General features: G+C 70.9%; 22 protein-coding genes. 10 read left to right on the top strand and 12 right to left on the bottom strand.

From position 1 onward, the window contains the following. Positions 1 to 101 precede the first annotated feature (101 nt). A complete protein-coding gene (locus tag ABZX61_RS13265) occupies positions 102 to 1,259 on the top strand; it encodes a helix-turn-helix domain-containing protein (protein ID WP_355194216.1) in 1,158 nt (385 codons plus the stop codon). A 109-nt stretch (positions 1,260 to 1,368) separates the two neighbouring features. Further along, on the top strand, positions 1,369 to 2,358 hold the full coding sequence (locus tag ABZX61_RS13260) for an amidohydrolase family protein (protein WP_355194214.1): 990 nt from the start codon (positions 1,369 to 1,371) through the stop codon (positions 2,356 to 2,358). A gap of 3 nt (positions 2,359 to 2,361) precedes the next feature. Here the strand turns inward: ABZX61_RS13260 and ABZX61_RS13255 are convergent, their stop codons facing one another. Next, positions 2,362 to 2,781, bottom strand: coding sequence for a MarR family transcriptional regulator (locus tag ABZX61_RS13255; RefSeq protein WP_350723039.1), 420 nt, complete (start codon positions 2,779 to 2,781; stop codon positions 2,362 to 2,364). A 70-nt stretch (positions 2,782 to 2,851) separates the two neighbouring features. Between ABZX61_RS13255 and ABZX61_RS13250 the strand changes: the two genes are divergently transcribed. Then, positions 2,852 to 4,585 (top strand): ABC transporter ATP-binding protein, encoded by a 1,734-nt coding sequence (locus tag ABZX61_RS13250; RefSeq protein WP_355194211.1) that lies wholly within the window; start codon positions 2,852 to 2,854, stop codon positions 4,583 to 4,585. A 158-nt stretch (positions 4,586 to 4,743) separates the two neighbouring features. Next, a complete protein-coding gene (locus ABZX61_RS13245; RefSeq protein WP_350723043.1) occupies positions 4,744 to 5,070 on the top strand; it encodes a DUF5709 domain-containing protein in 327 nt (108 codons plus the stop codon). A 77-nt stretch (positions 5,071 to 5,147) separates the two neighbouring features. Here ABZX61_RS13245 and ABZX61_RS13240 read toward each other — a convergent pair whose 3' ends face one another. After that, complete coding sequence (locus ABZX61_RS13240) at positions 5,148 to 5,801, bottom strand: HAD family hydrolase (RefSeq protein ID WP_355194209.1); 654 nt, start codon at positions 5,799 to 5,801, stop codon at positions 5,148 to 5,150. A gap of 77 nt (positions 5,802 to 5,878) precedes the next feature. Here ABZX61_RS13240 and ABZX61_RS13235 point away from each other — a divergent pair, with 77 nt between their 5' ends. Together ABZX61_RS13235 and ABZX61_RS13230 are read left to right on the top strand one after the other, a co-directional pair. Next, on the top strand, positions 5,879 to 7,882 hold the full coding sequence (locus tag ABZX61_RS13235) for a catalase (RefSeq protein ID WP_355194207.1): 2,004 nt from the start codon (positions 5,879 to 5,881) through the stop codon (positions 7,880 to 7,882). Between the two features lie 106 nt (positions 7,883 to 7,988). After that, complete coding sequence (locus ABZX61_RS13230; protein WP_355194205.1) at positions 7,989 to 8,711, top strand: Uma2 family endonuclease; 723 nt, start codon at positions 7,989 to 7,991, stop codon at positions 8,709 to 8,711. Here the strand turns inward: ABZX61_RS13230 and hrpA are convergent. After that, a complete protein-coding gene (gene hrpA, locus ABZX61_RS13225) occupies positions 8,701 to 12,573 on the bottom strand; it encodes an ATP-dependent RNA helicase HrpA (RefSeq protein ID WP_355194203.1) in 3,873 nt (1,290 codons plus the stop codon). The two genes, ABZX61_RS13230 and hrpA, sit on opposite strands and share 11 nt — an antisense overlap. A 110-nt stretch (positions 12,574 to 12,683) precedes the next feature. Next, positions 12,684 to 13,748: an ADP-ribosylglycohydrolase family protein gene (locus tag ABZX61_RS13220; RefSeq protein WP_355194201.1), complete on the bottom strand. Its 1,065-nt coding sequence runs from the start codon at positions 13,746 to 13,748 to the stop codon at positions 12,684 to 12,686. Positions 13,749 to 13,820: 72 nt separating this feature from the next. Here ABZX61_RS13220 and ABZX61_RS13215 point away from each other — a divergent pair, with 72 nt between their 5' ends. Next, complete coding sequence (locus tag ABZX61_RS13215) at positions 13,821 to 15,746, top strand: Xaa-Pro dipeptidyl-peptidase (protein WP_355194199.1); 1,926 nt, start codon at positions 13,821 to 13,823, stop codon at positions 15,744 to 15,746. A gap of 57 nt (positions 15,747 to 15,803) precedes the next feature. Here ABZX61_RS13215 and ABZX61_RS13210 read toward each other — a convergent pair whose 3' ends face one another. The 6 genes from ABZX61_RS13210 to ABZX61_RS13185 form a co-directional block, all read right to left on the bottom strand. Beyond that, positions 15,804 to 17,534, bottom strand: a complete 1,731-nt coding sequence (locus ABZX61_RS13210) for a hypothetical protein (RefSeq protein ID WP_355194197.1) — start codon at positions 17,532 to 17,534, stop codon at positions 15,804 to 15,806. 44 nt (positions 17,535 to 17,578) lie between these two features. Further along, a complete protein-coding gene (locus ABZX61_RS13205; RefSeq protein WP_350723058.1) occupies positions 17,579 to 18,745 on the bottom strand; it encodes an FAD-dependent oxidoreductase in 1,167 nt (388 codons plus the stop codon). Beyond that, positions 18,742 to 19,446, bottom strand: coding sequence for a hypothetical protein (locus ABZX61_RS13200; RefSeq protein ID WP_350723060.1), 705 nt, complete (start codon positions 19,444 to 19,446; stop codon positions 18,742 to 18,744). Before ABZX61_RS13200 ends, ABZX61_RS13205 begins: the two co-directional genes overlap by 4 nt. 84 nt (positions 19,447 to 19,530) lie before the next feature. Beyond that, complete coding sequence (locus ABZX61_RS13195; protein WP_355194194.1) at positions 19,531 to 19,740, bottom strand: hypothetical protein; 210 nt, start codon at positions 19,738 to 19,740, stop codon at positions 19,531 to 19,533. A 12-nt stretch (positions 19,741 to 19,752) separates the two neighbouring features. Next, positions 19,753 to 20,988, bottom strand: a complete 1,236-nt coding sequence (locus ABZX61_RS13190) for a hypothetical protein (protein ID WP_355194192.1) — start codon at positions 20,986 to 20,988, stop codon at positions 19,753 to 19,755. Continuing rightward, positions 20,985 to 21,731, bottom strand: a complete 747-nt coding sequence (locus tag ABZX61_RS13185; protein WP_350723066.1) for a hypothetical protein — start codon at positions 21,729 to 21,731, stop codon at positions 20,985 to 20,987. Before ABZX61_RS13185 ends, ABZX61_RS13190 begins: the two co-directional genes overlap by 4 nt. Positions 21,732 to 21,933: 202 nt before the next feature. Between ABZX61_RS13185 and ABZX61_RS13180 the strand changes: the two genes are divergently transcribed. Further along, complete coding sequence (locus ABZX61_RS13180; RefSeq protein WP_350723067.1) at positions 21,934 to 23,196, top strand: Scr1 family TA system antitoxin-like transcriptional regulator; 1,263 nt, start codon at positions 21,934 to 21,936, stop codon at positions 23,194 to 23,196. 184 nt (positions 23,197 to 23,380) lie between these two features. After that, the gene (locus ABZX61_RS13175) at positions 23,381 to 24,214 is read left to right on the top strand and encodes an SAM-dependent methyltransferase (protein WP_355194189.1); all 834 of its coding nucleotides are present in this window, start codon (positions 23,381 to 23,383) and stop codon (positions 24,212 to 24,214) included. 46 nt (positions 24,215 to 24,260) lie between these two features. Here ABZX61_RS13175 and ABZX61_RS13170 read toward each other — a convergent pair whose 3' ends face one another. Further along, positions 24,261 to 25,067 carry a DUF4253 domain-containing protein gene (locus ABZX61_RS13170; RefSeq protein ID WP_355194187.1) on the bottom strand — a complete coding sequence of 269 codons (807 nt, stop codon included), beginning with the start codon at positions 25,065 to 25,067 and terminating at the stop codon, positions 24,261 to 24,263. Positions 25,068 to 25,175: 108 nt separating this feature from the next. Here ABZX61_RS13170 and ABZX61_RS13165 point away from each other — a divergent pair, with 108 nt between their 5' ends. Then, the gene (locus ABZX61_RS13165) at positions 25,176 to 25,754 is read left to right on the top strand and encodes an HAD-IA family hydrolase (protein WP_355194185.1); all 579 of its coding nucleotides are present in this window, start codon (positions 25,176 to 25,178) and stop codon (positions 25,752 to 25,754) included. Here the strand turns inward: ABZX61_RS13165 and ABZX61_RS13160 are convergent. Beyond that, entirely contained in the window at positions 25,715 to 26,398 is a 684-nt protein-coding gene (locus ABZX61_RS13160; RefSeq protein WP_350723075.1) for a TenA family protein, read from the bottom strand. The two genes, ABZX61_RS13165 and ABZX61_RS13160, sit on opposite strands and share 40 nt — an antisense overlap. Positions 26,399 to 26,433: the final 35 nt, after the last annotated feature.

The raw sequence follows: 26,433 nt of genomic DNA, 5'->3' as shown, positions 1-26,433 counted from the left end.
GACGGTATAGACGATATTGACGGAGATCACCGATCAGTTGTAGGGAAGAACCGTAGTCGTCTTTCCGACAATTGTTGAAATATCCACGTAAAGGTGTTGGTGTGGCGGATCTCCAGCGGACCGTGGACGAGCTCGCCGCGCGTCTCAGCCGCCCCCTGCTGCTCGAGGACCGCGTGCAGCGCGTCGTGGCCTACAGCGAGCAGAACGGCGCCATGGACGACATCCGCCGCGACTCGATCCTGCGCCGCAGCACCACTCCCGAGGTGCGACAGTGGTTCCGGGCGGCCGGCGTGCACGAGGCGACCGGGCCCGTGCGCACCCCGGGCGCGCCGCACTTCGGCCTGCTGCCGCGGGTGTGCGTCCCGGTACGGCACGCGGACGCGCTGCTCGGCTTCCTGTGGTTCGTCGACGCGGAGCCGGCCATGTCCGCCGCCGAGATCGCCGAGGCCGTGGCCGCCGCCCCGACCCTGGCGCTGGCCCTGTTCCACGAGAGCCTGGCCACCGGGCTGGCCTCCCACCGGGAGCTGGAGGCGGTCACCGGGCTGCTGGCGGGCGAGCGGGACGCGGCCAGGCAGCTCATCGAGGCGGGCGCGTTCCCGCAGGCGCAGCCGGTGACCGTGCTGGTGGCCAAGCCGCGCGGGGCCGAGCCGGACGAGGCGCTCAGGCTGGGGCTGGAGCAGGGGCTGCTGGCGCTGCGGCGGCGGCTGAACGGTCACCATCCGCTGCACCTGGTCCGCTACGACCACGCCGTGCTGCTGACCGCCGGGCCGCCGGTCTCCCCCGACGAGCTGCACGCGGCCATGCCGGTGCCGGTGGTGGTCGGGGTGGGGCGGACCAGGCCGGCGCTGGCGGAGGCGGCGGAGTCGTACCGGGAGGCCAGGCACGCGGCGGAGGTGACCTCGCGGGTGCCCGGGCTCGGGCGCACGGCCGAGTGGGCGCGGCTCGGCGTCTACCGGATGCTCACCCAGCTGCCCGACCAGGAGCTGCATCCGGGGCTGGAGGGACTGCTGGCCGACGCCCAGTACCTGCCGCTGCTGGAGACCCTGGAGACCTACCTGGACCTGGCCGGGAGCGCGGTCGCCACCTCTCGGGCGCTGCGGCTGCACCGGACGTCCCTGTACTACCGGCTGCAGCGGGTGGAGGAGCTGGCCCGTACCGACCTGAAGGACGGGGGCGAGCGGCTCGCGCTGCACCTGAGCCTGAAACTCGCCCGCCTCTCCGGTCGATATTTACCGAGAGAATCGCATAATTTGTCCTAATTGCGAACCTGGCAGGGCTCACGTTTAATGCCCTGACAGGGATGATCCGACGGGAGTGCCGATGCCGTCTGCGAAACGTGCCGGTCCGGTCCTGAACAGGCGCGCGCCCATGCCCGTCGTGGTCCATTCCGGCCCGCTCGTCCTGCCCGTCTGCGCCGATCCCATTCGCGACGGGGCCGTGGCGCTCAAGGGCGACCGGGTGGTCGAGGTGGGCACGCGAGCCTCGGTGACCACGTCCTTCCCCGCCGCCGAGGAGCGGCGGTGGACCGGCATGATCGTGGCCGGGCTGGTCGACGCCCGCGCCGCGGGGTCCGCCTCCGGGCCGGCCGCCGGACCCGGGGTGACGGCGCGGGCCGGGGTGGTCTCCGACCTGGCCGAGCCCGCCGGGGTGCCCGGGATCTCGTACGTCGAGGTGACCAGCGCGAGCGAGGAGGAGTGGGAGACCCGCGGGCGGGACGCGGTGATCACGGCGATCCGCGAGGCCGACCGGCCCTGCCCGGTGGGGATCGCGGCGCACACACCGGACCCGCAGGTGCTGGAGGACGTGGCGGTGCTGGCCAGGACGTTCGGGCTGCGCCTGCTGGTCGATCTGGACCGGCTCTCCCCCGCCGCCCTGGACGAGGCGGGGGTGCTGGGACCGCTGTGCCACGTGGCGGTCTCCCGGCCGCTGGACCCCGGGGAGCGCAAGCTGCTGCGGCTGCGCAAGACCGTGGTGGCCGTCTGCGCGTCGCCCGCCCCCGACGTGCTGGCCCTGCTCGACGAGGGCAACACCGTCGCCCTCGGCACCGGGGCCGACGGCGGTCCGACGGGCGGCACCGGCGGGGTGCTCGGGGTGGCGCGGGGCATCCGGCAGCACGCCCGCGAGCTCGGGCTGCGGACCCGAGGGCTGGACGGCAGGCTGGTGGCGGCCGCGACCATGGGCGGGGCCAGGGCGCTGGGGATGCATCGGGGCAAGGGGCGCATCGGGTCGCTGGCCCCGGGGACCCGCGCCGACTTCGCCGTCTTCGACGCCCGCGGACGCTACCCGTACGCCGCGCTCCTGGCCCAGCCACCCTGCCTCGGCACCGTCCTCGGCGGCACCGTCCTCCCCGCGGCCTGATCGCTAGCGGAACTGGGACTCCACCAGGCCCAGCAGGTCACGGAGCTGGTCGCGCTGCTCCTCCGTCAGGACCGTGAACAGGTCCTGACCCGCGTCCCGGCGGGCCTCGCGGGCGCGCTCGGCCATCCGGCGCCCCTCGGGAGTGATCACCACCAACGTGGAGCGGCGATTGGCGGGATCCACCTCGCGGCGCGCCAGCCCGGCCTCCTCCAGCGCGTCCACCACCGGCGTGAGCGAGCGCGGCACGATCCGCAGCTCGTCGGCCAGCCGCACCATCCGCAGCGCTTCCGGGGCCTCGGCGAGCGCCCGGAGAGCCCGCGCCTGCCCCGGGTTGAGCCCCAGCGGGACCAGCCGGTCCACGTACCCGCGCCGCAACCGCCGGCTGACCAGGTGCAAGAGCTCGGCGAGCTCCTTTTCTCCCATGTCGATAAGTTTAGCCGGAACAAATATGAGTTAACCTCTGTTTGAGTGGACATCTGAAAGGAGGCGCCACTTGGCGGAGGAACCACGCGCGCCCCTCGGGCGCATCATCACGCTGTTCCGCCCCTACCGCGGCCGCCTGGCCCTGGTGGGCTCCCTCATCCTGCTGTCGTCGCTGGTGTCGCTGGCCTCGCCCTTCCTGCTGCGCGAGGTGCTGGACGTGGCGATCCCGGCCAGAGACGCCGGCCTGCTCGCGCTGCTGGCCCTGGGCATGATCGCGGTGGCGGTCATCACCAGCGTGTTCGACGTCGTACAGACGCTGATGTCCACCACCGTGGGCCAGCGGGTGATGCACGACCTGCGCATCGCCGTCTACGGCCACCTGCAGCGCATGTCGCTGGCGTTCTTCACCCGCACGAGGACCGGCGAGGTCCAGTCGCGCATCGCCAACGACATCGGCGGCATGCAGTCGGTCGTCACCTCGACCGCCTCATCCCTCGTCTCCAACCTCACCACCGTGATCGCCACGATCGTCGCCATGGTCGCGCTCGACTGGCGGCTGACGGTCGTCTCGCTGCTGCTCATGCCGGTGTTCGTGTGGATCAGCCGCAAGGTCGGCAGCGAGCGCAAGCGCATCACCAACGAGCGGCAGCGCAAGCTGGCGAGCATCGCCTCCATGGTCCAGGAGTCGCTGTCGATCAGCGGCATCCTCCTCGGCCGCACCATGGGCCGCTCCGACGGTCTGACCGAGCGCTTCGGCCGGGCCTCCGACGAGCTGGCCGACCTCGGCGTGCGGACGAGCATGGCGGGACGCTGGCGGCAGTCGTCCATCCAGATCGTCATGGCGGCCATGCCCGCGATGATCTACTGGGCGGTCGGCCACACGGGCGCGATCTCGGTCGGCACGCTGGTGGCCTTCACGACCCTGCAGACCAGCCTGTTCAGGCCGATGGTCTCGCTGCTGCGGCTGGGCGTCGAGGTGCAGACCTCGCTGGCGCTGTTCGGGCGGATCTTCGAGTATCTGGACCTGCCGGTGGACATCCGCCCCGGCACGCGGGAGCTGGCGGACGTGCGTGGCGAGGTCCGCTTCGAGGACGTCGACTTCTCGTACGGCGAGACCCCCACCCTCACCGGCGTGGACCTCAAGGTCCCGGCGGGCGCCAGCCTGGCCGTCGTGGGCGAGACCGGCTCGGGCAAGACCACGCTCAGCTACCTGCTGCCCAGGCTCTACGACGTCACCGGCGGGCGGGTCACGATCGACGGGGTGGACGTGCGGGAGCTGACGTTCGACACGCTGAGCGAGGCGGTCGGCGTGGTGTCGCAGGAGACGTACCTGTTCCACGCCTCGATCGCCGACAACCTGCGCTTCGCCAAGCCGTCGGCCACCGACGAGGAGCTGGAGGAGGCCGCGCGGGCCGCGCGCATCCATGACCACATCGCCTCGCTGCCCGACGGCTACGACACGCTGGTGGGCGAGCGCGGCTACCGGTTCTCCGGCGGCGAGAAGCAGCGCCTGGCCATCGCGCGCACGCTGCTGCGCAACCCGCCGGTGCTGGTCCTCGACGAGGCCACCAGCGCGCTGGACACGCAGACCGAGCGGGCCGTGCAGGAGGCGCTCGACGCGCTGGCGCGGGGCCGTACGACCATCACGATCGCGCACCGGCTGTCCACGGTCCGCGACGCGGACCAGATCGTCGTGCTGGACGGCGGGAAGATCGTCGAGCGCGGCACCCACGACGAGCTGATGGCCCGCGCCGGCCACTACGCGGCGCTGGTGAGCAGGGATCATCCGCTCGAGCTCGTTTAACCCTCAAATGGGCATCATCCCAGTCCCATGAGTAGCCCTGGCCCCTCTGGCAACCGACGCCCACCACAGTGTCGAAGAGGGACAAGGAAGAGTTGGCCAAGGCCCTAAGCAAGGCCAAGTCATAGGATTTCGGGCCGCGTCCTGGGTAGGGGGCGCGTATGACCGAAAAACCTCCTGACCGGTTCGGCTTCAGTGACGAACAGGCGATCGAGTTCGAGGAGTGGACCGAGGATCTCGGTTTCTACCACGAGGTCAAGGAAGACGACCCCCAGCGCCGGGACACTCTCGACGAACGCCTTCGCCGCGAGGCCAGGGACCGGCTCCACGAGCCCCGCCCCAAGCACCGGCTGACCCAGCCGGACGAAGGGCTGGCGCCCGACACGGAAGGCGAGGAGATCGCCCTCGATTGGGGCGACGACGACGGGAACGACCTGTCGGCGGAGGAGCGTGCCATCCGCATCGACTCCGACGAGAACCTCACGTGATCCGTCCCCGCGCCGCCGTCACCGCTCGCGCGGCGTTCCGGCGCGGGCGTTCATCCAACGCGTCCCCACACTCGCGCTCAGCCGAGGCGTTCCAGCACGGGCAGCACGGCGTGCAGGTCGTCGATGATCGCGTCGGCGGCCGCCGCCTGCGGGCGCTCGGCGTGCAGGTACCCCCACGGGCCGCGGCGCAGCAGCGCCGTGCGCATGCCCGCCGCGGCGGCCGGGAGCACGTCGTTGTCGAGCCGGTCGCCGACGTAGAGGATCTCGCCGGGCTCCCGCCCCGCGACCGCCGCGACCTTGGCGAAGAACCCGGCGTCCGGCTTGGACACGCCCCATCCCTCGGAGGTGTGCACGGAGTCGGCGGGCAGGTCCATGGCGACCAGTGCCCCGTAGGCCCGCGCCGGCTGGTTGCCCGCGATGATCACCTGGTATCCGGCCGCCCTGATGGCGGCCAGGGCGTCGCGCACGTCGGGGTAGAGGTCGTCGGCGTCGAAGTGGTTGCGCAGGCCGTCAGGCTCGTCGCGCTCCCAGGCGGCATCCTCCGCGTCCGCGTCGAAGCCGGGGCGGATGAGCTCGAAGGCGTCGATGTGGGGGCGATCCAGCGCCGCCATCCCGCCGAGCGCGCCCATCAGCACGAACTCGCTCACATCCAGCCGCCCGGCCCAGCGCGTCCAGATGCGCGCCTCGCTGATCAGCGTCTCCCCGACGTCGAACACCACGGCCTTGATCATCAATCCCCCCGTTTCAACCCGTTCGGCCGGGCACCTAGGCAAAAGCGCCCGACAAATCCTATAAGGGGGATTTCTTCATGAAGCCAGAGCGCGATGCGAAGCACCGCCAGCTCGACGCCGATCGCGTCCCACTCGACGACCTCACCATGACCACGGATCAGGGCGTCCCGGTCGATCACACGGACGACTCGCTGCGGGCGGGCACCCGCGGGCCGACGCTCATGGAGGACTTTCACTTCCGCGAGAAGATCACCCGTTTCGACCACGAACGCATCCCCGAGCGCGTGGTCCACGCCAGGGGCGCGGGCGCGTACGGGGTCTTCCGGCTCTACGAGCCGCTCGGCGACCTGACCTCGGCGGCCTTCCTGAACGACACCTCGACGCCGACGCCGACGTTCGTGCGCTTCTCGACCGTCGCGGGCTCGCGCGGCTCGGCCGACACCGTCCGGGACGTACGCGGATTCGCCACGAAGTTCTACACCTCTCAGGGCAACTTCGACCTCGTGGGCAACAACTTCCCGGTCTTCTTCATCCAGGACGGCATCAAGTTCCCCGACTTCGTGCACGCGGTCAAGCCGGAGCCGCACAACGAGATCCCGCAGGCGCAGTCGGCGCACGACACGTTCTGGGACTTCGTGCAGCTCCAGCCGGAGTCGCTGCACATGGTCATGTGGCTGATGTCCGACCGGGCGATCCCGCGCAGCTTCCGGATGATGCAGGGGTTCGGGGTGCACACGTTCCGGCTGGTGAACGCCTCCGGGCAGGGGACGTTCGTCAAGTGGCACTGGCGGCCGGTGCTGGGGACGTACTCGCTGGTGTGGGACGAGGTGCTGCGCATCCAGGGCAACGACCCCGACTACAACCGCCGGGACCTGTGGGAGGCCATCGAGCGCGGCGTCTACCCCGAGTACGAGCTGTGCGTGCAGCTCGTTCCCGAGTCGCGGGAGCACGACTTCGACTTCGACCTGCTCGACCCCACGAAGATCATCCCTGAGGAGCAGGTGCCGCTGCGGCCCATAGGCAAGATGACGCTCAACCGCAACCCGCAGAACTTCTTCGCCGAGACCGAGCAGGTCGCCTTCCACACCGCCAACGTCGTGCCCGGCATCGACTTCTCCAACGACCCGCTGCTGCAGGCCCGCAACTTCTCCTACCTCGACACCCAGCTCCTGCGCCTGGGCGGGCCCAACTTCCCGCAGATCCCGGTCAACCGGCCGGTGAACGAGGTGCGCAACGACCAGCGCGACGGCTTCCACCAGCACCTGATCCACGAGTCGCGCACCAGCTACGCGCCCAACTCCATCAGCGGCAACCGCCCCGAGGCCACCGACGGCTACCGGCACTACCAGGAGCGGGTGGACGGCGTGAAGATCCGCGAGCGCAGCCCCAGTTTCGAGGACCACTACAGCCAGGCCACCCTGTTCTGGAACAGCATGGCGGACTGGGAGAAGCGGCACATCGTGGCCGCGTTCCTGTTCGAACTCGGGCACGTGGAGCGGCCCCCCATCAAGGAGGGCGTGGTCCGGCACCTGGGCCAGATCCACCCCGACCTGGCCGCCCAGGTGGCCCAGGGGCTCGGCCTGCCCGAGCCGCCCAGGACCGAGGTCCACTCCAACGCCTCACCCGCGCTCAGCATGACCGGCCAGCCGCAGAGCATCGCCACCCGCAAGGTCGCCATCCTCATGGCGGACGGGACGGACGCCGGCGAGGTGACCGCCCTGCGCGAGTCCCTGGAGGGCAAGGGCGCCATCTGCGAGGTGCTGGCCCCGGCGGAGGGCACCGTGGCCGGCATCCCCGTGGACCGGCAGCTCGGCGCGGCGAGCTCGGTCCTCTACGACGCGGTGGTGGCCGCCGACGGCGCGGCCCTGGCCTCGCTGGGGCGGGCGCGCTTCTTCGTCATGGAGGCGTTCAAGCACGGCAAGGCCATCGGGGCCGTGGGGTCGGGCCGCGAGCTCCTGGAGGCCGCGCGACTGCCCAGCGACGTGGGGGTGGTGATGGGGGACGGGATCGCCGAGAAGTTCGCGACGGCGGTGGCCGGCCACCGCTTCTACGAACGCGACGTGGACGCCGTCCCGGCGTGACACTCCATCGAATCGGCCGCCCCACGGGGCGGCCGATTCCCGTGGCATCGGCGCGCGCGGGATGGAATACTTAGCGTGCCCGTTCGAATACGAAGGGAGAGAATCCATGGTCGCCATGGTGGAAGAAGAGCTCCACACGGATGTAGTGGAAGTGGAGGAGGAGGACCACACCGACACGGTGGAGGAGGAGCAGCACTCCGGATCCGCCGAAGAGGAACATCACACGGACGAGGCAGAGCACGAAGACGACCCGGAGTCGACCTGGGTGCGTCTCCCCCGACGGCCAAGCACCGCCCGCGAATTGTTCGATGCCCTACCCCCCCTCCCCGGCTTCCGGGTCGAGGTCATCGAAGGGAAGCTGATTGTGAGTCCTATGGGCACCCCAGAACACACCTGGATGGCCGTGGACCTGAACGACGCCCTCTCTCCGTTGTGCAAGGAGCGCGGATGGCGAGGAGCGCCCGGCGGCCTGAGCGTCTGCGTCGAAGGCCCCCGCGACTCGCTCATACCCGACTACGTCCTGACGCACCCCCTCTGCCCTCGCTGGGGCCCGGGGGAACTGTTGTCGTCCGGGGTGCTGATGGTCGCCGAGATCGTCTCGCCCAGCAGCGTCCACACCGACCGTGAGGAGAAGAAGCGTCTTTACGCACTGGGCCGGGTGCCGGTCTACCTGCTGATCGATCCGATCGCCGATGAGCCGAGCGTGACCGCGTTCAGCGATATCAAGGATGGCGCCTATCAGGCGCTGACCAGAGTGATCATCGGCACCCCGATCAAGCTGCCCTCCCCCGTCGACTTCAAGCTCGACACCTCGATCTTCATGGCGTGAGCTTCTCCATCGCCTTGGTGATGCGCTTCTCCGAGACCGGCGTAGGCGTGCCCAACGTCTGGGCGAAGAAGCTCACCCGCAGCTCCTCGATCATCCACCGGATCTCCACCACGTCCGGATCCCCTCTCCGCACCCGAGGGAGCTTCTCCAGCACGTCGTGGTAGTCGTCCTCGACCTTGTGCACCTTGTCCATCCACTCCTGGTCCCGCCAGGGCTCCTCGGGGAGCTTGGTGAGGCGGCGGTCGATCGCCCGGATATAGCGCAAGATGTCGGACAAACGCCGGTAACCGGTCGCCGTGACGAAGCCCGCGTAGACGAGTTTGCCGAGCTGCTCGCGGATATCGTCCGTCGACGCGCTCTCCCGCAGGCCGCTCAGCTGGCCGCCCGCCGCGTGCCAGACGCTCAGGATCTGCTCCACCTTCGACAGCACGTCGGCCGCCGTGTCGTGGAGGTGAGCCCGTACGTGCTGGTAGAGGCGGTCGAAGGCCACCGGATCCCACGCCGCGCCCCCGGCGTCGAGCATCAGCTTGTCGACCGCCGCGTTGACCACGTCCTCGAACAGCGCCACCGCCCCGCCGTGCGGGCTGCGTGACAGCGCCAGCTTGGCCTGGTTGGACAGGCCGCCCAGCAGGGATTTGGCCGGGTTGGTGACATTGAGGAGGAGCAGGCGGCGCACGCCGGGCCAGTGGGAGCGGCGCTGCTCGGCCGCCGTGTCGAAGATCTTGATCGAGACGGAGTCGCCCGCGTCCACCAGCGCCGGATAGCCCTTCATCCGGCCCTGCTCGAACACCTTCGGCAGCGTCCCGAAGCTCCACGTGTGCAGGCCGGTCTGCTCCAGGTCGTCGCCGGCCTGCGAGAGCGTCTCCCGCAGGCGCGGGGCGAGGCGGCGCTTCAGCGCGTCGAGGTCCTTGTCCTCGGCCACCGTGCGCCTGCGCTCGTCGATCACCCGGTACGTGATGCGCAGATGCTCGGGCACCTGGTCCAGCTGCCAGGCCTCGCGCGGCACGCGTACGCCGGTCAGGCGCAGCAGCTCGCGCTCCACGGCCGCCAGCAGCGGCTCGCCGCCCTGCTTGACCCCCTCCAGCACCTGCTTGGCGTAGTTGGGGGCGGGCACGAAGTTGCGGCGCAGGGCCTTCGGCAGGGAGCGGATCAGCGCGGTGATCAGCTCCTCGCGCAGGCCGGGGATCTGCCAGTCGAAGCCGTCGGAGCTGACCTGGTTGAGCACCTGGAGCGGCACGTGGACGGTCACGCCGTCGGCGTCCGCGCCCGGCTCGAACTGGTAGGTCAGCTTCATCCGCTGCCCGAGCTGTTTCCAGGTGTCGGGGTAGTCGCGGGCGCTGACGTCGGCGCCCTCGTTGACCAGCATGTCCGGCGAGAACGTGAGCAGGTCGGGCGTCTGCTGCCTGGCCTGCTTCCACCAGGAGTCGAAGTGGCGGGCCGAGACCACGTCGGCCGGCACCCGCTGCTCGTAGAAGTCGAACAGCGCCTCGTCGTCCACCATGATGTCGCGGCGGCGCGCCCGGTTCTCCAGCTCCTCGACCTCGCCGAGCAGCCTGCGGTTGTCCTTGAGGAAGCGATGGTGGGTGTCCCAGTCACCCTCGACCAGGGCGTGCCTGATGAACAGCTCACGCGACAGGTCGGGGTCGATGCGGCCGTAGTTGACCTTGCGGCCCACCACGAGCGGCACCCCGTACAGGGTGACCTTCTCCAGGGCGATCACCGCACCCTGGTTCTTCTCCCAGTGCGGCTCGGAGTAGGTGCGTTTGACCAGGTGTTGCGCGAGCGGCTCGACCCAGTCGGGCTCGATCTTGGCGTTGACGCGCGCCCAGAGCCGGGAGGTCTCGACCAGCTCGGCCGACATGACCCACTGCGGCTGCTTCTTGGCCAGCGTCGAGCCAGGGAAGATCGCGAAGCGGGCGTTGCGGGCGCCGAGGTATTCCTGGATCGGCCGGCGGCCGTCCTGCCCCCGCTGCTTGTCCATGACGTCCTTGACGCCGATGTGCGACAGCAGCCCGACCAGCAGCGACGCGTGCACGTGGTACGGCTGCGCGGGCTGGCTGTTGGGCTGGGTGCCGAGCGACTGGCGCACCTGGCTGTAGATGTCCTGCCACTCGCGTACGCGCAGGTAGTTGAGGAACTCGGCCTTGCACAGCCGCCGGAAGGCGCTGGAGGACAGCTCCTGCTGCTTGTCGCGCAGGTAGTTCCACAGGTTGAGGTAGGCCAGGAAGTCGGACTCGGGGTCGGCGAAGCGCCGGTGCTTCTCGTCGGCCTGCTGCTGCTTGTCGGACGGGCGCTCGCGCGGGTCCTGGATGGACAGCGCCGCGGCGATCACCATGACCTCGCGCAGGCAGCCGTTCTTCTCGGCCTCCAGCACCATGCGGCCCAGGCGCGGGTCGACGGGGAGGCCGGCCAGCTTGCGGCCGACGCCGGTGAGCTTGCCGTGGACGTCGAACGCGCCCAGCTCGTGGAGCAGGTTGACGCCGTCCTTGACCTGGCGGCGGTCCGGCGGCTCCACGAACGGGAACGCCTCGATGTCGCCCAGCCCGATCGAGGTCATCTGGAGGATGACGGAGGCCAGGTTGGTACGCAGGATCTCGGGGTCGGTGAACTCGGGCCGGCTGAGGAAGTCTTCTTCCTCGTACAGCCGGATGCAGATGCCGTCGGAGGTGCGGCCCGAGCGGCCCTTGCGCTGGTTGGCGCTGGCCTGCGAGACGGCCTCGATCGGCAGCCGCTGCACCTTGGTGCGGTGGCTGTAGCGGGAGATGCGGGCGAACCCCGGGTCGACGACGTATTTGATGCCGGGGACCGTGAGCGACGTCTCGGCGACGTTGGTGGCCAGCACGACGCGGCGGCCGGTATGGCGCTGGAAGACGCGGTGCTGCTCGGCGGCGCTCAGGCGGGCGTAGAGCGGGAGGATCTCGGTGTTGCGGAACTCGGCCTTGCCCAGGGCGTCGGCGGCGTCGCGGATCTCCCGCTCGCCCGACAGGAACACCAGGATGTCGCCGGGGCCCTCCGAGATCAGCTCCCGGCAGGCGTCCACGATGCCCTGGGTCTGGTCGTCGTCCTCGCTGAGCGGCCGGTAACGCACCTCCACCGGGTAGGTGCGCCCGGAGACCTCGACGATCGGCGCGTCGTCGAAGTGGCGGGAGAACCGCTCGGGGTCGATCGTGGCGCTGGTGATGATGACCTTGAGGTCGGGGCGCTGGGGCAGGAGCTGCTTGAGGTAGCCGAGGATGAAGTCGATGTTGAGGCTGCGTTCGTGGGCCTCGTCGATGATCAGCGTGTCGTACTGGTCGAGCATGCGGTCGTTCTGCAGCTCGGCCAGCAGGATGCCGTCGGTCATCAGCTTGACGAGCGTGCGGTCGCTCGCCTGGTCGGTGAAGCGGACCTTGTAGCCGACGACCTCGCCCAGGCCGGTGTCGAGCTCCTCGGCGATGCGCTCGGCGACCGTGCGGGCGGCGATGCGGCGGGGCTGGGTGTGGCCGATCAGCCCGCGTACGCCGCGGCCCAGCTCCAGGCAGATCTTGGGGATCTGGGTGGTCTTGCCGGAGCCCGTCTCGCCCGCGATGATCACCACCTGGTGGTCGCGGATGGCCTCAAGGATGTCGTCTTTCCGCTGGGAGACCGGCAGGTTTTCCGGATATTTCACCACCGGTACGGCTTCGCGCCGCCGGACCAGCCGCTGCTCGGCGCGTTCGACGTCGGCGAGGATCTCCGCGACGATCTTGTCCCGGGCGTCACGTGACCGGACCCGGCGCATGCCGTCGAGCCTGCGCCGCAGTCGCCGCTGGTCGCGCGGCATGAGCTCGGGCAGGCGGGAGTGGAGCTCGGCGAGTGGAGAGGACAAGGAAGGCGTTCCCATACTGCTTTCAGGATATTTGAGCCCCGCGTCCCCGGAGCCAACCGACCATGCTGCCCGACACCGGCGGGACGCGCATCCCAATATCTCGCCCGGCCCGGGGCGCCTGCCGGTTATGCCGGCTCGGCGGCGAGGCGTTCGATCGTCTCACGGCCCTCCAGGGGACGCAGCCAGGCGGCGGGCAGGACGCCGGTGCCGTGGAGGGCGCCGAGCAGGTTGCCGCACACCGAGCCGGTGGAGTCGCTGTCGCCCGAGTGGTTGACCGACAGCAGCAGGGCCCGCTCCACGGAGGGCTCGACCAGGGCGCAGTACACGCCGATGGCCAGCGCTTCCTCGGCCACCCACGCGCCGCCCAGCGACTCGACCCGCTCCGGCGAGTGCGCGCCGCCGTCGGCGGCGAGCGCCACGGCGGCGCGCAGGGCCGCGCTGGTCTCGTCGTGCGCCGGGTAGGCCGCCAGCAGGTCCAGGGCGCGGTGGACGGCGGGCTCCAGGGCCTCGCCCGCCACGAGGTACGCCGTGATCGCGGCGAACGCCCCCGCGGCCAGGTAGCCGGTCGGATGCCCGTGGGTGATCTGCGCGCACGCCGCCGCCACCTCGAACGCCTCCCGAGGGTCGGGCCCCGCGCCGCCGGAGAGCGCGACCAGGCCGAAGGGTGCCGAGCGCATCACGGTGCCGCAGCCCTTGGAGTTCGGGTTCACCGGGCCCGGCACGCCCAGCGGGGACGGCCCGGGGAACTGCTGACGCAGGCCCGACAGGCAGGCGTTGCCCGGGGCCCTGCGCGAGTACAGCCAGATCTCCTCGCGCAGCCGGCCCGTGCGGTGCGGGCGGTCCGCGGGCGGCGGGGCCTGGTGGTTCTGGGTGTCGAGCCAGCGCAGGTACGCCTGCCGCACGGGCTCCACCACCTCGGGGTACGGGTACGCCGCCCGCCCTGGGCCCGGGGGCCCGCCAGCGTGGGCGGCGCGGGCCCGGAGCAGCCCTTCCACGGTGAAGAGCGTCATCTGGGTGTCGTCGGTGATGAGGCCGGACCTTCCTCGCCACGTCGTGACATATCCGGTAATGCCCTCTGTCCCGTGCTCCCTGCGGATCTCCCGCAACGACTGGAACTCGATCGGCGACCCGAGCGCGTCGCCGATCGCGCCACCGAGGAGGCAGCCTCGTACTCGATCCCGTACGCCCATGGGGAAATCTTGTCAGGCTCCGGGCGGTCTGAGAGATTGCGGGTGATTCAGCCCACGTCCCGGAGGTCACGCGTGCCACAATTACGCCCGGCCCTCTTCGCCGTCACCCTCACCCTCGCGATCGCGACACCCGCCCAGGCGGCGGCAGCAGCACCCGCCATCACCGTCCAGAACGGCCGTACACAGCCGGTCTTCTCCTACGCGGACGCGGTCCGCGAGCACGTGTACGTCGAGTCGACCGTCGACAGCGACCTCGACGGCAAACTCGACAGAGTACGCGTGGACGTCATCAGGCCCAAGGAGTCCGGCCCGGGGCTCAAGGTGCCGGTGATCATCGATGAGAGCCCGTACTACGACAACTCCGGCCGCGGCAACGAGGCAGAGCGCAAAATTTACGACGCCGCCGGAAATGTCACGAAATTTCCGCTCTTCTACGACAACTACTTCGTCCCCCGCGGCTACGCCGTCCTCAACGTCGACATGCTCGGCACCACCCGATCGGACGGCTGCCCGGACATCGGCGGCAAGGCGGACGTCCTGGGCGGCAAGGCCGTCATCGACTGGCTGAACGGCCGCGCCAAGGCGTTCAGGGCGGACGGCACCCCGGCCGTGGCCGACTGGACGACGGGCAAGGCCGCCATGATCGGCAAGTCGTACGACGGCACCCTGGCCAACGCCGTCGCCGCCACCGGCGTCGAAGGCCTGAAGACGATCGTGCCCATCTCGGCCATCAGCTCCTGGTACAAGTACCAGCGCTCCAACGGAGTCATCTACAACCACGACTACGCCTCCTGGCTGGCCAACTACGTCGACACCGACCCCGAGGCCAAGTGCCAGGCCGTGCGCGACAGGATGGACGCCGAGGACGGCGACGACACGGGCAACTTCAATCCGTTCTGGGCCGAGCGCGACTACATCAAGGGCCTGCTCGGCGACGCCTCCAAGGTCAAGGCCAGCGTGTTCGTCGTCCACACGGTCAACGACCTCAACGTCAAGCCCGACAACTTCTCGACCTGGTGGAAGGCCCTGGCCGACCGCAACGTGCCGCGCAAGATCTGGGTCGGCCAGACCCAGCACGTGGACCCGTTCGACTTCGAGGGCCGGCGCGCGCTCTGGGTGGACACCCTGCACCGGTGGTTCGACTACTGGCTGCACGGCGTACGCAACGGGATCGTGAACGAGCCCCGCGCCGACGTCGAGATCGGCCCGGCCCGCTGGACCACCCAGCACGACTGGCCGGCGCCGTTCGCGCTCAAGGCGTCCCTGCGTCCCGCGCCCGACGGCTCGCTCGGCCTGAAGCCCGCCGCCAGGAACAGCACCGCCTCCTTCACCGACGTCGCCATGACCGAGAGCGACATGGTGGCCGACATCGGGACGGCGAACCCGGGACGGGTCGCGTTCACCACGGGCGCGCTCCCGCTCGACCTGCGCCTGTCCGGCACGCCCACCGCGGACCTGCGGGTCAAGCTGGACAAGCCCACCTCCAACCTGACCGCCCTGCTCGTCGACTTCGGCGACGGCACCCGCGTCGACTGGCGCCGCGGCCAGGGCATCACCACGCTCACCGAGGAGGACTGCTACGGCGAGAGCACCGCGGCCGACGACGCCTGCTACAAGAAGGTCGTCACGAACGTGGCCACCCGCCCGCTCGAGATCGTCGCCCGCGGCTGGATCGACGTCCAGAACCGCGACTCGCTCAGCCAGGCCGCGCCGCTGCCGCCCGGCACGTACGGGACGGTCAAGTGGCTGACGCTGCCGCAGGACTACACCTTCAGGAAGGGCCACCGGGTCGGCCTCGTGGTGGCCGGCACCGACTCGACCTACAGCGACGAGACCGGCACCGGCGCGACCGTGACGCTCGACCTGGCCAGGTCCAGCGTCGTCGTCCCGTTCGTCCTGGGCACGCCGCTGGCGGACGTGCCGCAGGACACGACCACGTTCCGCGGTCCCGACCGGGTCGAGCTGCCCGAGCCCGATCGCGAGTTCTCGTTCTTCTAGCGGTATGAGGGGGCTTCTAGCGGTATGAGAGGGTCTCGGGCGCGCCGCCCGGGGCCCTCACCCGCAGGAGAGGACGCCGCGCCGGTAGTCGAGCGTCGTCCGCGTGCCCTTCTGCCGGACCGTCCAGGCCACGCTCATGGTCAGGGTGCCGCCCCCGGCGCTGGTGCCGCCGGTGGTCTTGCCGTCACCGGTCGCCCGGCCCGCCCACTGGACGGTGATCTTCCCCCGCTCCACGCTCGACCGCGCGGAGCAGCCGGGCCGCGGGAGCGGCGCGGTCACCTTGAAGGTGTTCCCTGACACGGTGATGCCGTCGGTGCCCTTGGCGGAGACGATCTCGCAGCGTCCGTCGCACGACAGCGCGAACGTTCCGGTACGCCCCGAGCCCAGCCACGCCGTCGCCGGCGACAGCCTGGCCACCGGAGGCGCGGGCTTGGGCAGCTCGGCCTTCCTGGCCATGCTCGTCAGGCCGGCTCCGGCGGCCATCGGGGCCACCCCGGCCACCCAGCGCGACGGCTCGTCCAGCAGGCCGCCCGTCTGCGCCGAGGCCTTGGTGAGCGTCGGGGGATGCTTCTGGGCGTTCACGACGGCCCAGACCAGCCCCGCCACCAGCAGGCCCACGCCCACGATCAGGCCGAGCCTGGCCACGGCCCTGATCGGCGGCCCCGCCTCGGGGTCGTCGTCGTCCAGCCGGTCCCGCCAGAACTCCTGAACCTGCCCGTCCCGCAGCTCGGCCAGATCGCCGCCCAGGGAGATCCCGCCGTACCGGATGATGGCGCCCTCGCTGTGGGAGCCGTTGCCCGAGCCCTTGATGGCGGCGCTGAAGACGAGCTTGTCCCCGTACGCGCCGCCGCGGAAGGCCCGCGTACGGCTCGGCGGCGTGAACGGGTGCCGCCCGCGCACGGCGGGTGCCGCCGGGGGCTCCTGGTCGGCGGCGGCCGCGCCCGCCGCCGACCAGGGCTTTCCCGAGGTCGCCGTCGTGGGGTCGGCGACCGGGATCTGCGGCGTGGCGTCGGCGACCGGAGGAGCCGGGGAAGGACCGGTCTCCACCAGTGTGCGTGCCTGCACGGGGAAGCCGTCCGCCCGCCAGAGAGGCCCCTCGCCGGGCAACGGCTGCGCCAACGCCAGCCGGTTGGGAAGTGTGCCGGGCAGTGTGGTGATCGGCAGGCGGCGCAGCAACGCCGCCGCCGACATGGTCCTGGGCGCGGCCCGGCAGGTCGCGCAGGACTGGATGTGACGGCCGATCCTGGCCCTGGCTCGCCGGCCGGGCGCCGCGACCCACGCCGACACGCGTGCCGTCAGGTCGGGGCATCCGTCGCGCCCCCGCGCGGCGATGATCGCGGCGAACCACTCCTCCAGGGACTCGGCAGCCCGGGTGACGATGGTCCGCACCTCGTCCTGGCGCAGCTCGAAGATCACGGAGATCTCCGCGTCGGCCAGGCCGTGGCGCATGGACAGGTCGAGCAGCTCCCGCTGCGGGCGCTCCAGGGAGAGCAGCGCCTCGGGCAGCAGCTCCGACATCCGGCCGGGCCGCGACCACGAGCCGATGCTCGCGGGCTTGGCGACGAACGCCCGGTGCGCGCGGGCCACCGCGTACAACCAGGGCCGCCGCAGGGCCGGATCGACCACGCGATCCGCGTACAGGTGCGCCGTCAGCATCGCACCGGCCACCGCCTGCTCGGCGTCGCCCGCGGCGAGCTCCGTGCGGCAGTAGTCGTAGAGGCGGGCTCCGTGCTTGTCGCACAGGTCGCGAATGGCCTGGCGAGCGTCGTCAGACAGGGTTCGCCACATCCGGCGTCACACCTCCTCCAGTCAGTACGCGGAACGGGGGGTCGTCACCTCTTCCCTGGCACGGTGTCCAGTAATGAGGCCTGTGCCAGGTAGGCACGTGTCGCGTCAGGGTCTCCGGCGATGGCGCGCAGCCCGGCCATGGCGGCCGCCAGCCTGGCGCTGTCGCGTTCCCGCACTCCCGCGAGCCGGGTCTCGCGAGGTGGGATCACCCGCTGCAGCAGCACCGAGCGCCGCCGCCAGGCCCACGCCTCCAGCGCCGCCGGCGGGGCGAAGCCGCCGATCACGGCCGCGATCACCTGGCCCACCTCGGCCGCGTCGTGGATGCCGGCGTTCATGTTGAGCCCGCCGACCGTGGAGGTCAGGTGCGCGGCGTCGCCGACGAACAGCACCCGGCCGCACCGGTACGAGGTCAGCACGCCTCTGGACAGCCCGAACCGGTCGGCGCCCGTCACGTGGATCGGCCCGCTCGCCCCGGGCAGGGCCCGGCGGACCAGCAGGGACAGGTTCGGCGGCGACAGCGGCTCGTGCGTGTCGCAGGGGATCTTGAAGATGATCCGCCAGTGGTCCGGCAGCCCGAGCAGCGTGCACGACTGCTGCACGTCCCGCACGTACGTCAGCGGCGCCAGGCTCGGCAGCAGCCGGTCCAGCGGCGAGTCGGTGAACACCCGCAGCGCCTGCGTCGGGTAGGCGGACCTGGGGAACGGCAGGCCCAGGGAGCCCCTGACCGTGCTGTGCGCGCCGTCGGCGGCGATCATGTACCGGGCCCGCGTCCAGGTGTGGCCGACGCGGACCCGGATCCCTGTGCCGCCTTCGGCCACGCCGTCCACATGGGTGCCGAACCGCACGTCCACGTCCGGGTAGACGCTGAGGGCCGCCAGCAGCAGCGGGGTGAGCGCGGCCTGGTCGGCGTGGATCCTGAACGGATGCCTGGTCAGGCCGTTGAGCCGGTTCATGCCCATCTCGGCCAGCACGATGCCGGACCGGTCGCGCCACTGCACCCGGTCGACGACGCGGCCCTTGGCGACGAGCTGGGACGCCACGCCCAGGTCGTCGAGGAGGTCGAGCGTGGCCGGGTGAAACGTGCAGGCCCTGGTCTGCTTGCTGAGCTCGCTCTCGCGCTCCAGCACGGTGACCGGGATCCCGGCCTTGGCCAGCGAGAGCGCCGCGGTCAGCCCCGCGGGTCCCGCTCCCACCACGATGACGCCGTTCATGCCGCGCCTCCCATGTACCGCCGGTGCGGCACGCGGCCGAGCGTCACCTGCTGCCCGATGGTCCTGGACAGCGCCCACCAGGCCGTGCAGAGGTTGGAGGTCAGCAGGATCCGGTCGTTGCCGGCGCTGAGGGGGCCGAGCACGGGCAGCGTGGCCATGCCGGTGCCGGTGAACAGCAGCACCGCGTCCGCCGGCAGCTCGGCCAGTTCGACCTGGCTGATCAGCTCGGAGGGGGTGACCGCGTACGAGGAGTAGCCGTTCTTCGCGCGTACCTGGATGACCTGGGTGACGTTCAGCCCGGCCGTCTTCCAGAACCGCTCGGCCAGCTCGGTCAGCCACGGCTGGTACGGGGAGACCAGCACGATGTCGCTCACCTCGGCGTGTTCCATCGCCTCGCGCGTGGCCTGCGTGGCCGAGGCGAAGGGCACCCCGGTCGCGGCCGTCAGCTCGGCGCACTGGTCGCGGTCCTCATCGGGACCGAGGAGGTAGCGGGGCTCGCTGCAGGCCATGACCATCGCGCTCAGCGGCAGGGCGTCGAACGCGTAGACCATGGAGGGCAGGGCCTCGTTGTAGCTTTCCAGCCGTTCGGCCAGAGACTGCCCGGGCCGTACCGGGAAGCGCGTGACGTGCATGTCGGCGCGCGACCCGAGCAGGCGGGTGAGCTCGGGCTCCGCCGAGGGGTTGGCGGGCGCCACGATCACTCCCACCCTCCCGCGGCTCACTGAAGGCTCCGGGCGAGGACGGTGCGCATATGGGTTCTCCTCCTGTGCGGGAAGGGTGTGGTGTCAGATGACCGGGTGGCGTAACGCGTGGTCGATCTCGGTGATCGCCCGCGCGGACACCGGACGGATGCGGCGCAGCCTGTGCACGGTGCGCGGCGGTTCTTCCACCGGCGGCGCGTCGCCCTGGTCCTCGCCCCAGGACGGCGGCGCGTGGCGCGCTCCGCGTGCGTGGACCTCGTGCGGCTGTGATCGGCGCAGTTCATCCGTGAGCATGATCGCTCCTGTTCATAGCGGGTTGACGACCTTGCGGTCGTATGTGGCGAAGCGGGCCAGAACCTCGCTCCGTACGTGGTTGACGTGGCCGCGCGGCTCGGCGAGGAGCCGGCGGAAGATCGCCGGCCCCTCTTCCGCCGCGCGTTGAGATCGAGGTTCGGTCTCATGGCCCGACGCCCCGGCGACCCGCACCAGCGCCGTGGCGGCGAGCAGGACGGCGGCCGGGAGAACGGCCACCAGGACGGAGACGGGCCCGGAAGCGGGCCCCTCCGAGAACGGCCGGCCGATCAGCACTGTGGCGCCCATCGCGCCGATCACCCCACCCAGCATCGCCCACGTGCCGATGGTGCCGATCGCGGAGGCGTGCTGACCGGGTTCGGCGCTCGCGGTGGCCCCCGCCAGAAGACCGACCGCGAGCGCGCCGAATCCGGCGCCCATCAGCACCGCGCCGAGCAGGCTCCACCCGTCGGAAGACGAGTGGGCCGGCAGCGGCGCGCAACCTCCGCCCAGAGCAAAGCCTCCGCCGTAGACGGCTCCGTCGGTCCCGACGCGGCGGACGGCCAGGATGGCCGCCGGAGTCACCGCGATCATGGCCGACAGGAGTCCGGCCTTCTCCACAAAAGGCGGCCCCATGGCGAGCACGGCGAACGACGCCGCACCGGACGGGCAGAACGCGCCCGCCGCCATCGGGAGTCCGCTACGTCGCCGGAGCCGCGGGTCGGTCGCGCGCGCACGATGCCGCCACGAGGTCGCGTACGATCCCGCGTACGACCTCGCGATCGGCTCCGTGGCCGCGGCCGCACGGCCCGGCGAACGCCGATGAAGCCGGCCCCAGGCGCTCCCCCTCGTGTCGGCCAGCACGCCAGCCGCTAACGCGCTGGTCGACAGCACCGCGCCGACTAAGTCGGGCACGTGCCGCGCGATGCCGGAGGGATGGGGAAGCGCCGGGGCCAGCGGCACAAGCGCCACCGTCAGTCCCAGGCGGGGAAGTCGGCCGTGATCGGCCGGCGGCCACCCGCCGTCTGACAGCAGCGCCAGCATTCCCGCTCCTGCGCACGCGCACCAGAACGCGACGCCCCAGGGCCGTTGGCCGGTGGGCGGCGCGCCGGGCGGCAGCGCGTACGCGGCGGGGAACCTCATGGCGACGCCGAGGTGGTGATCCGGCCGCCTCCTGGCCCGGTGCCGCGGCCACGCCACGGCTGCCGGGACCGGTGCGGCCCGGTGCGCGGGGATGGGCGTCGGCGTCATCGCGCCGTCCCCGCTCTGGTGGTTGCCACGTTGGGCACGCTGACGCAGACCATGCGCTCGGTCAGCCCAACCCCCGGGGAGGAATCCGGCGTGGCGGAGCACGATGCCGACGAACGTGCGCGCGACCTGGCCGGCACCGCACCACCGGCCACCGTGCGCGCGACCTTCGAGGCGAGCGCGAGATGTTCGCAGCAGCGGCAGCCGACCTTGGACTCGAGCCCCGCCACCTGGGCGAGCCTGAGCCGCAGCGGCTCCAGCGACGACCGGCGTTCCAGGCCGTCGAGGTCCTCCAGCCGGGCGGGCCAGCGCAGCGCGTCGCGGCAGCGAGCCTCCACCTCGGCCGGGAGTTCCTCCACCGGGAACCCCTCGTGGCGCAGCCGGGTGGCGATCATGACGGCCATGAAGGCCGTCTTGTCGAAGTCGGCCAGCCGTCCCGCCAGGGCCGCGCTCAGCATCCTGGCGCGGTGGCTCAGGCAGACCGCACTCCACCCGAGCAACAGCAGCCGATCAGGTCCCGTCTCCGTGTGCCAGCCGGCCAGCCGCAGCTCGCGGGCCATCCGGTGGTAGAAGCGCCAACGGTGACGAGGGCTGTCCAGCCAGACCTGGAGGCCGCCGAGAGGCAGGCTCGCGACCTGAACGCCGGCTCCCACTGCCGGCCCGGCCACGCGCGCGCAGATCCGCTGCACCACTCGCTCCTGCCCCGTGGAGGACAGATCTTCGAGGTGCGAGGATTCCATGGTCACGTCCGGCCACCTCCTCCCCGACTGTTAAGCCACAGTTACCATGCCCTCCGATAGTCTGCTTACGAGCGAGGCTATGTCAACTGACAGTTTGCGCATAAGTTGATACCTACTCGCGGGGCAGAGCTGCCCCGCATGGCAGGGGACAGTGCGGCTCGCGTCCCTTACGCTGGAAAAGTTCACGGGCGGTGGATGGAGGTGTGCCGTGGCGAACTTCGCCGAACGGCTCGATCTTGCGCTGACCAAGCGCGGCTTCACCGGCGCGCAGGTCGCCTCCGCCCTGACGGAGGCGGGCATCCCCATCACCCGCGCCTACGTCAGCCAGCTGCGCACCGGCAAGCAGACCAACCCGACGCTCCAGGTGCTCAGGGCGCTGGCCTCGTGCCTCCAGGTGAGCGTCGGCTGGCTGGTCGGTGACGACTACCTCGAGTCCGGCGCGGTCGAGGACCTCCAGCTGCGCGCGGCCGCCATCGGCCTGGGCACCTCAGAGCTGTCCGAGAGCTCCCTCACCCTGCTGCGCGGCGTGGTCGAGCTGGCCCGCAGGGCCGAGGGGCTGCCCGACGAGCCCGAGCCCCCCTCCTCCCCCGACATCCCCGAGGCGGCCGCACCGCTGAGCGGGCCGCAGCGCCGGGCGCTCGGCAGGCGGCTGCACGGCCTGCGCCTGGCCGCCGACCTGTCGGTCGCGCAGGTGGAGACGGCGATCGGCAAGGGAGCCGCCGCGATCCCGGCCATCGAGGAGGGCCGGATCGCGCCCGCCCCCATCACCGCCGAGCGCCTGCTCGCCCTCTACGGCGTCACCGCCCCGCCCATCCGCGAATACGTGCTGTCGCTGGCCAGGGGCGAGCGCGAGGCCGCCTGGTACGACGCGCAGTCGGTGCCGGTCTGGCTGGCCACCACGTACGCGCTGGAGCAGCGGGCCACGGTGATCCGCACCTACCACCCCCAGTTCGTCCCGCCGCTGCTGCAGACCGAGGAATACGCCAGGGCGGCCGTCACCGTGACCGGGCCGGCGACGCTCGGGCAGCAGACGGTCGACGAGGCGCTCGCCCTCGTGCTGGCCCGCCAGGAGGCCGTGGCCCGCGACAGCGGCATCGTGGTGTGGGCGGTCATCGACGAGAGCGTGCTGACCCGCTCGATCGTCGGGCCGCACGTCCAGCTCCGCCAGATCGACCAGCTCATCGAGCACGCCAAGCGGCCCAACGTCTCGCTCCACGTGCTGCCGACGGACGATCCCGTCTACGTGCCGCGCACCGGCCCGTTCACGCTCTGGCGCTTCGCCGAGGCGTTCGAGGCGGACATCGCGTGCGCCCACGGCATCGAGTCCGACGAGCTGATCACCGACACCGCCGCGGTGGAGGCGTACCACCAGGCGTTCACCAAGCTGTCGGTGACGACGACGACCCGCGAAGAGACTTTCGAGGTGTTGAATTTCCATCGCGAACGACTTTCGCGTTCCCTCGGAAAGTGATCTCCTTCCCTAATGGATGATCGTTATTCACGGTAGAGGGTTAGCCAGATATACCGAAAACTAATGGCTTTTCCGGTTGTCATCCGCCGCGCAGCGAGGATCATAAGTTCTGGGTCATCGAGTGGGGTCCGAAAGGATCATTCTTTTCCCGAGAAAGTGGGCGAGGGGAAAGGGGCAACACTCAATGCGTCAGCGTGCCATCCGAAACCTGGCGAAGCTGGAGATGACCCAAGCCAGGATCACCCGGGTTCTCGACGCGGCCACGGGTGGGAAGAACAACTTCGTGGCGGACAGAGACGCAGTGCGCCGCTACGACCAGGCCGCTCCCGTCGTGACGACGGCCGCACGGGCCGTGCTCCACTATTTGTGCCGTGTGGTGCGTCATCTGGCCGGCGAATGTGTGGACCAGTTCGTCATTGTCGGGAGTGGAGTGCCCAGCGGCCTGCCGGCGGGCAGACAGTTGCACGACGTGGCCCGTGACGCCCTGTGCGGCGCGGTCCCCCGTGTGGTCTACGTGGAGAACGACCCGATGGTGCTGGCCGGAGCCCGGGCGACCATCGAGCCCGTCACCGACCTCGTACGCGTCGTAGAGGGCGACGTGCGTGAGATCGACGACATCCTCGATGACCGGGTCCTGCAGACGTTCCTCGACTGGGACCGGCCCATGGCCGTGCTGCTGCTGTCGACCCACAGCCTGAACGACGACGAGTACTTCCACTACGTGATCAAGCGGATCCGGCAGGTGGTGCCCGAAGGCAGCTACCTGTCGCTGCTGCAGACCACGTTCGACGCGGTCCCGCCGGAGCTGCTGGGAGCGATTCACGACCTGCTGGCGATGACGCTGCCGGGTCACGCGATTCGCTACAGAGAGGAGGTCGCGGCGTTGCTCGAAGGTCTGGTGCTGGTCGATCCGGGGTTGGTGTGGATCCCGGAATGGCGGCCGGACGGCCTCGACACCGCCTGCGCCGAACAGCCGAGTTCTTCGGGGAGTTACGGGGCCGTGGCCCACCTCCCCTGACACCGGACGGTCCGGCCGAGCCACCCTGTCGTGCGCGCGGCCGGACTCAGTCCCACCAGAACGACCAGGCGTGCTCGCCGATGATCTGCTCGGCATAGCCCTGCAGGTCACCGGGGCCCTGGACGATGTTGTCCGGGCAGAACGTCCAGTGCTCGGCGGCCACGTGCAACGCGTGCTCCGGATCGACCGGTGGCGCGGCCACGCTCAGGTCCAGGGTGTTGAACCCGACGCTCACCACCCGCGCGCCGAACCGGTCCTCCCAGCTGCGCACCACGGCGGCCAGCGGGATCATCCACTCGTTGTGGTGCAGCGCGCCCTGCCAGCCCATCACGGCCAGCGCGTCGGCGCTCCTGGGGGCGGCGACCAGGCCGAGCGGCATCCCCTTGACGGCCAGCTCGCCCGCGAGCCAGTCGGCGACCGCCTCGGGGGCGGCCTTGAGCATCCCGGGCGGGGCCGGGCCGGGACAGATCGCCCCGAACGGGTCCAGCTCCTCCAGCGCGGCCTGCGGCATCTGGGTCACCCACTCCTGCCACACCTCGGCCATGAACCCCTCGGCGGTGAAGTGGTCGATCTGGCGGGGGTCGTCCGGAACGATCTGCCCGACCCCCCAGGGCTGCGCCGACTCGTCCAGCAGCACCGGCCACAGGCCGCTGTGCGGGTGCCACTCCCGCATGCGCCTCCAGTCCTCGCCGGACGCGGCCTCCTCGCTCATCCAGAACGCCGGCCTGAGCGCCTGGCCCTGCCGGGTGTAGCCGGGATCGGGCCAGACCACCTCGCCCGGCGGCAGCCCCGCGGGCAGCCTGTGCCCCCTGCCGCCGTCGGCGAACAGCCGCCCCAGCTCGCGTGCGCTCATGCCCTACCGTTCCGATACCGAATCCTGTCTCGGAGATGGTAGTCCGGCCGGTCGCCCTTGGACCTTTGACGACGCGGGAAATGCTGACGACTGTCACAATGAGGGGCTGTGATCCCCTTTGACGCGGTTCTGTCTGACCTTGATGGAGTGCTCCGGCTCTTCGACCACGCCGCCCAGGCCGACATCGAGGCCCGGTACGGCCTGCCGCTCATGCGGACGGCCCTCGACCCCGCGCTGATCATGCCCGCCACGCTCGGCCAGGCCACCGAGGCGGAGTGGCTGGAGTCGGTCGTCGTCGCGCTCGGCGGCGACGAGCGGGCCCGCCAGGCCGTGGCCGAGTTCGGGCAGGTGCGGTTCTGGGTGGACGAGGAGGTCAGGGCGCTCTTGGCCAAGGCGCAGCAGCACGTGCCCGTGGTGATCGTGACCAACGCCACGGACTCGCTGGAGCAGCACCTCGACCTGCTGGGGCTCACGTACTTCGCGGACGACGTGGTCAGCAGCGCCAGGGTGGGCGTGGCCAAGCCCGACCGGCGGATCTACGAGATCGCCGCGGAGCGGGCCGGGGTCGCGCCGGAGCGCTGCCTGTTCGTGGACGACCGGCTGCAGAACGTGGAGGCGGCGAGGACGCTCGGCATGACCGGCGTCCACTACCGCTCGTTCCAGGACCTGGCGGCCGTACTGGGCTGATGGTCGGTGGCCTGGTCGAAGAAGGCTCGTTCCAGCTCGACCGCCAGGCGGAAGACGTCCAGCACCGCCGTCCGGCGCTCCTCGTCCAGGTCCGCGCCGAGGCGGTCGAGCTCGCCCCGCAGGAAGGCCACCCAGGCCCGGAACTCCGGGCCCTCGTGCAGCTCGATCCACTCGCGGTGCACGAAGCTCTCCGGCAGCGGCCGCTCGGCCCGCGACGCCCAGCCCAGGTAGCACCATTCGGCCACGCAGAGCACGGCGACGATCAGCAGATAGTCCTGTGACGTCCGCGCCTCGTCCATGAGCTGCCTGAACGCGGCCGTCACCGGCTCGGTCGGCGCGTCGGTCCGCCCGTTCAGCGCGGCCAGCGCCCGGTGGAAGTACGTCTTCTCCTCGGTGGTCGCCACCTGGCCGAGGAACTTCCCGTAGGGCACCCGCGCCTCGAACGTGTCCGCGCTCGCCACGGCCGCCCCGAGCAGGGCCGTGAACGAGTCCACGAACTGGAAGTCCTGCTCCAGGTAGCGCCGCATGCCGTCGTCGGGCGCCGAGCCCGTCGTGATCGCCATCGCGAACGGGTGCGTCACCACCGCCGTCCACTCGGGCTCGCACTGCTCCCTGAGCCATTCACTGAAGGATCGCTCGCTCACGATCCGACCGTACCCAAAACGAACGTCAACCCCTT

Source organism: Nonomuraea sp. NPDC003709, from assembly GCF_040610775.1.
In the GTDB taxonomy this organism is placed as follows: Bacteria; Actinomycetota; Actinomycetes; order Streptosporangiales; family Streptosporangiaceae; genus Nonomuraea; species Nonomuraea angiospora_A.
This window is presented reverse-complemented; position numbering and strand designations above follow the sequence as displayed.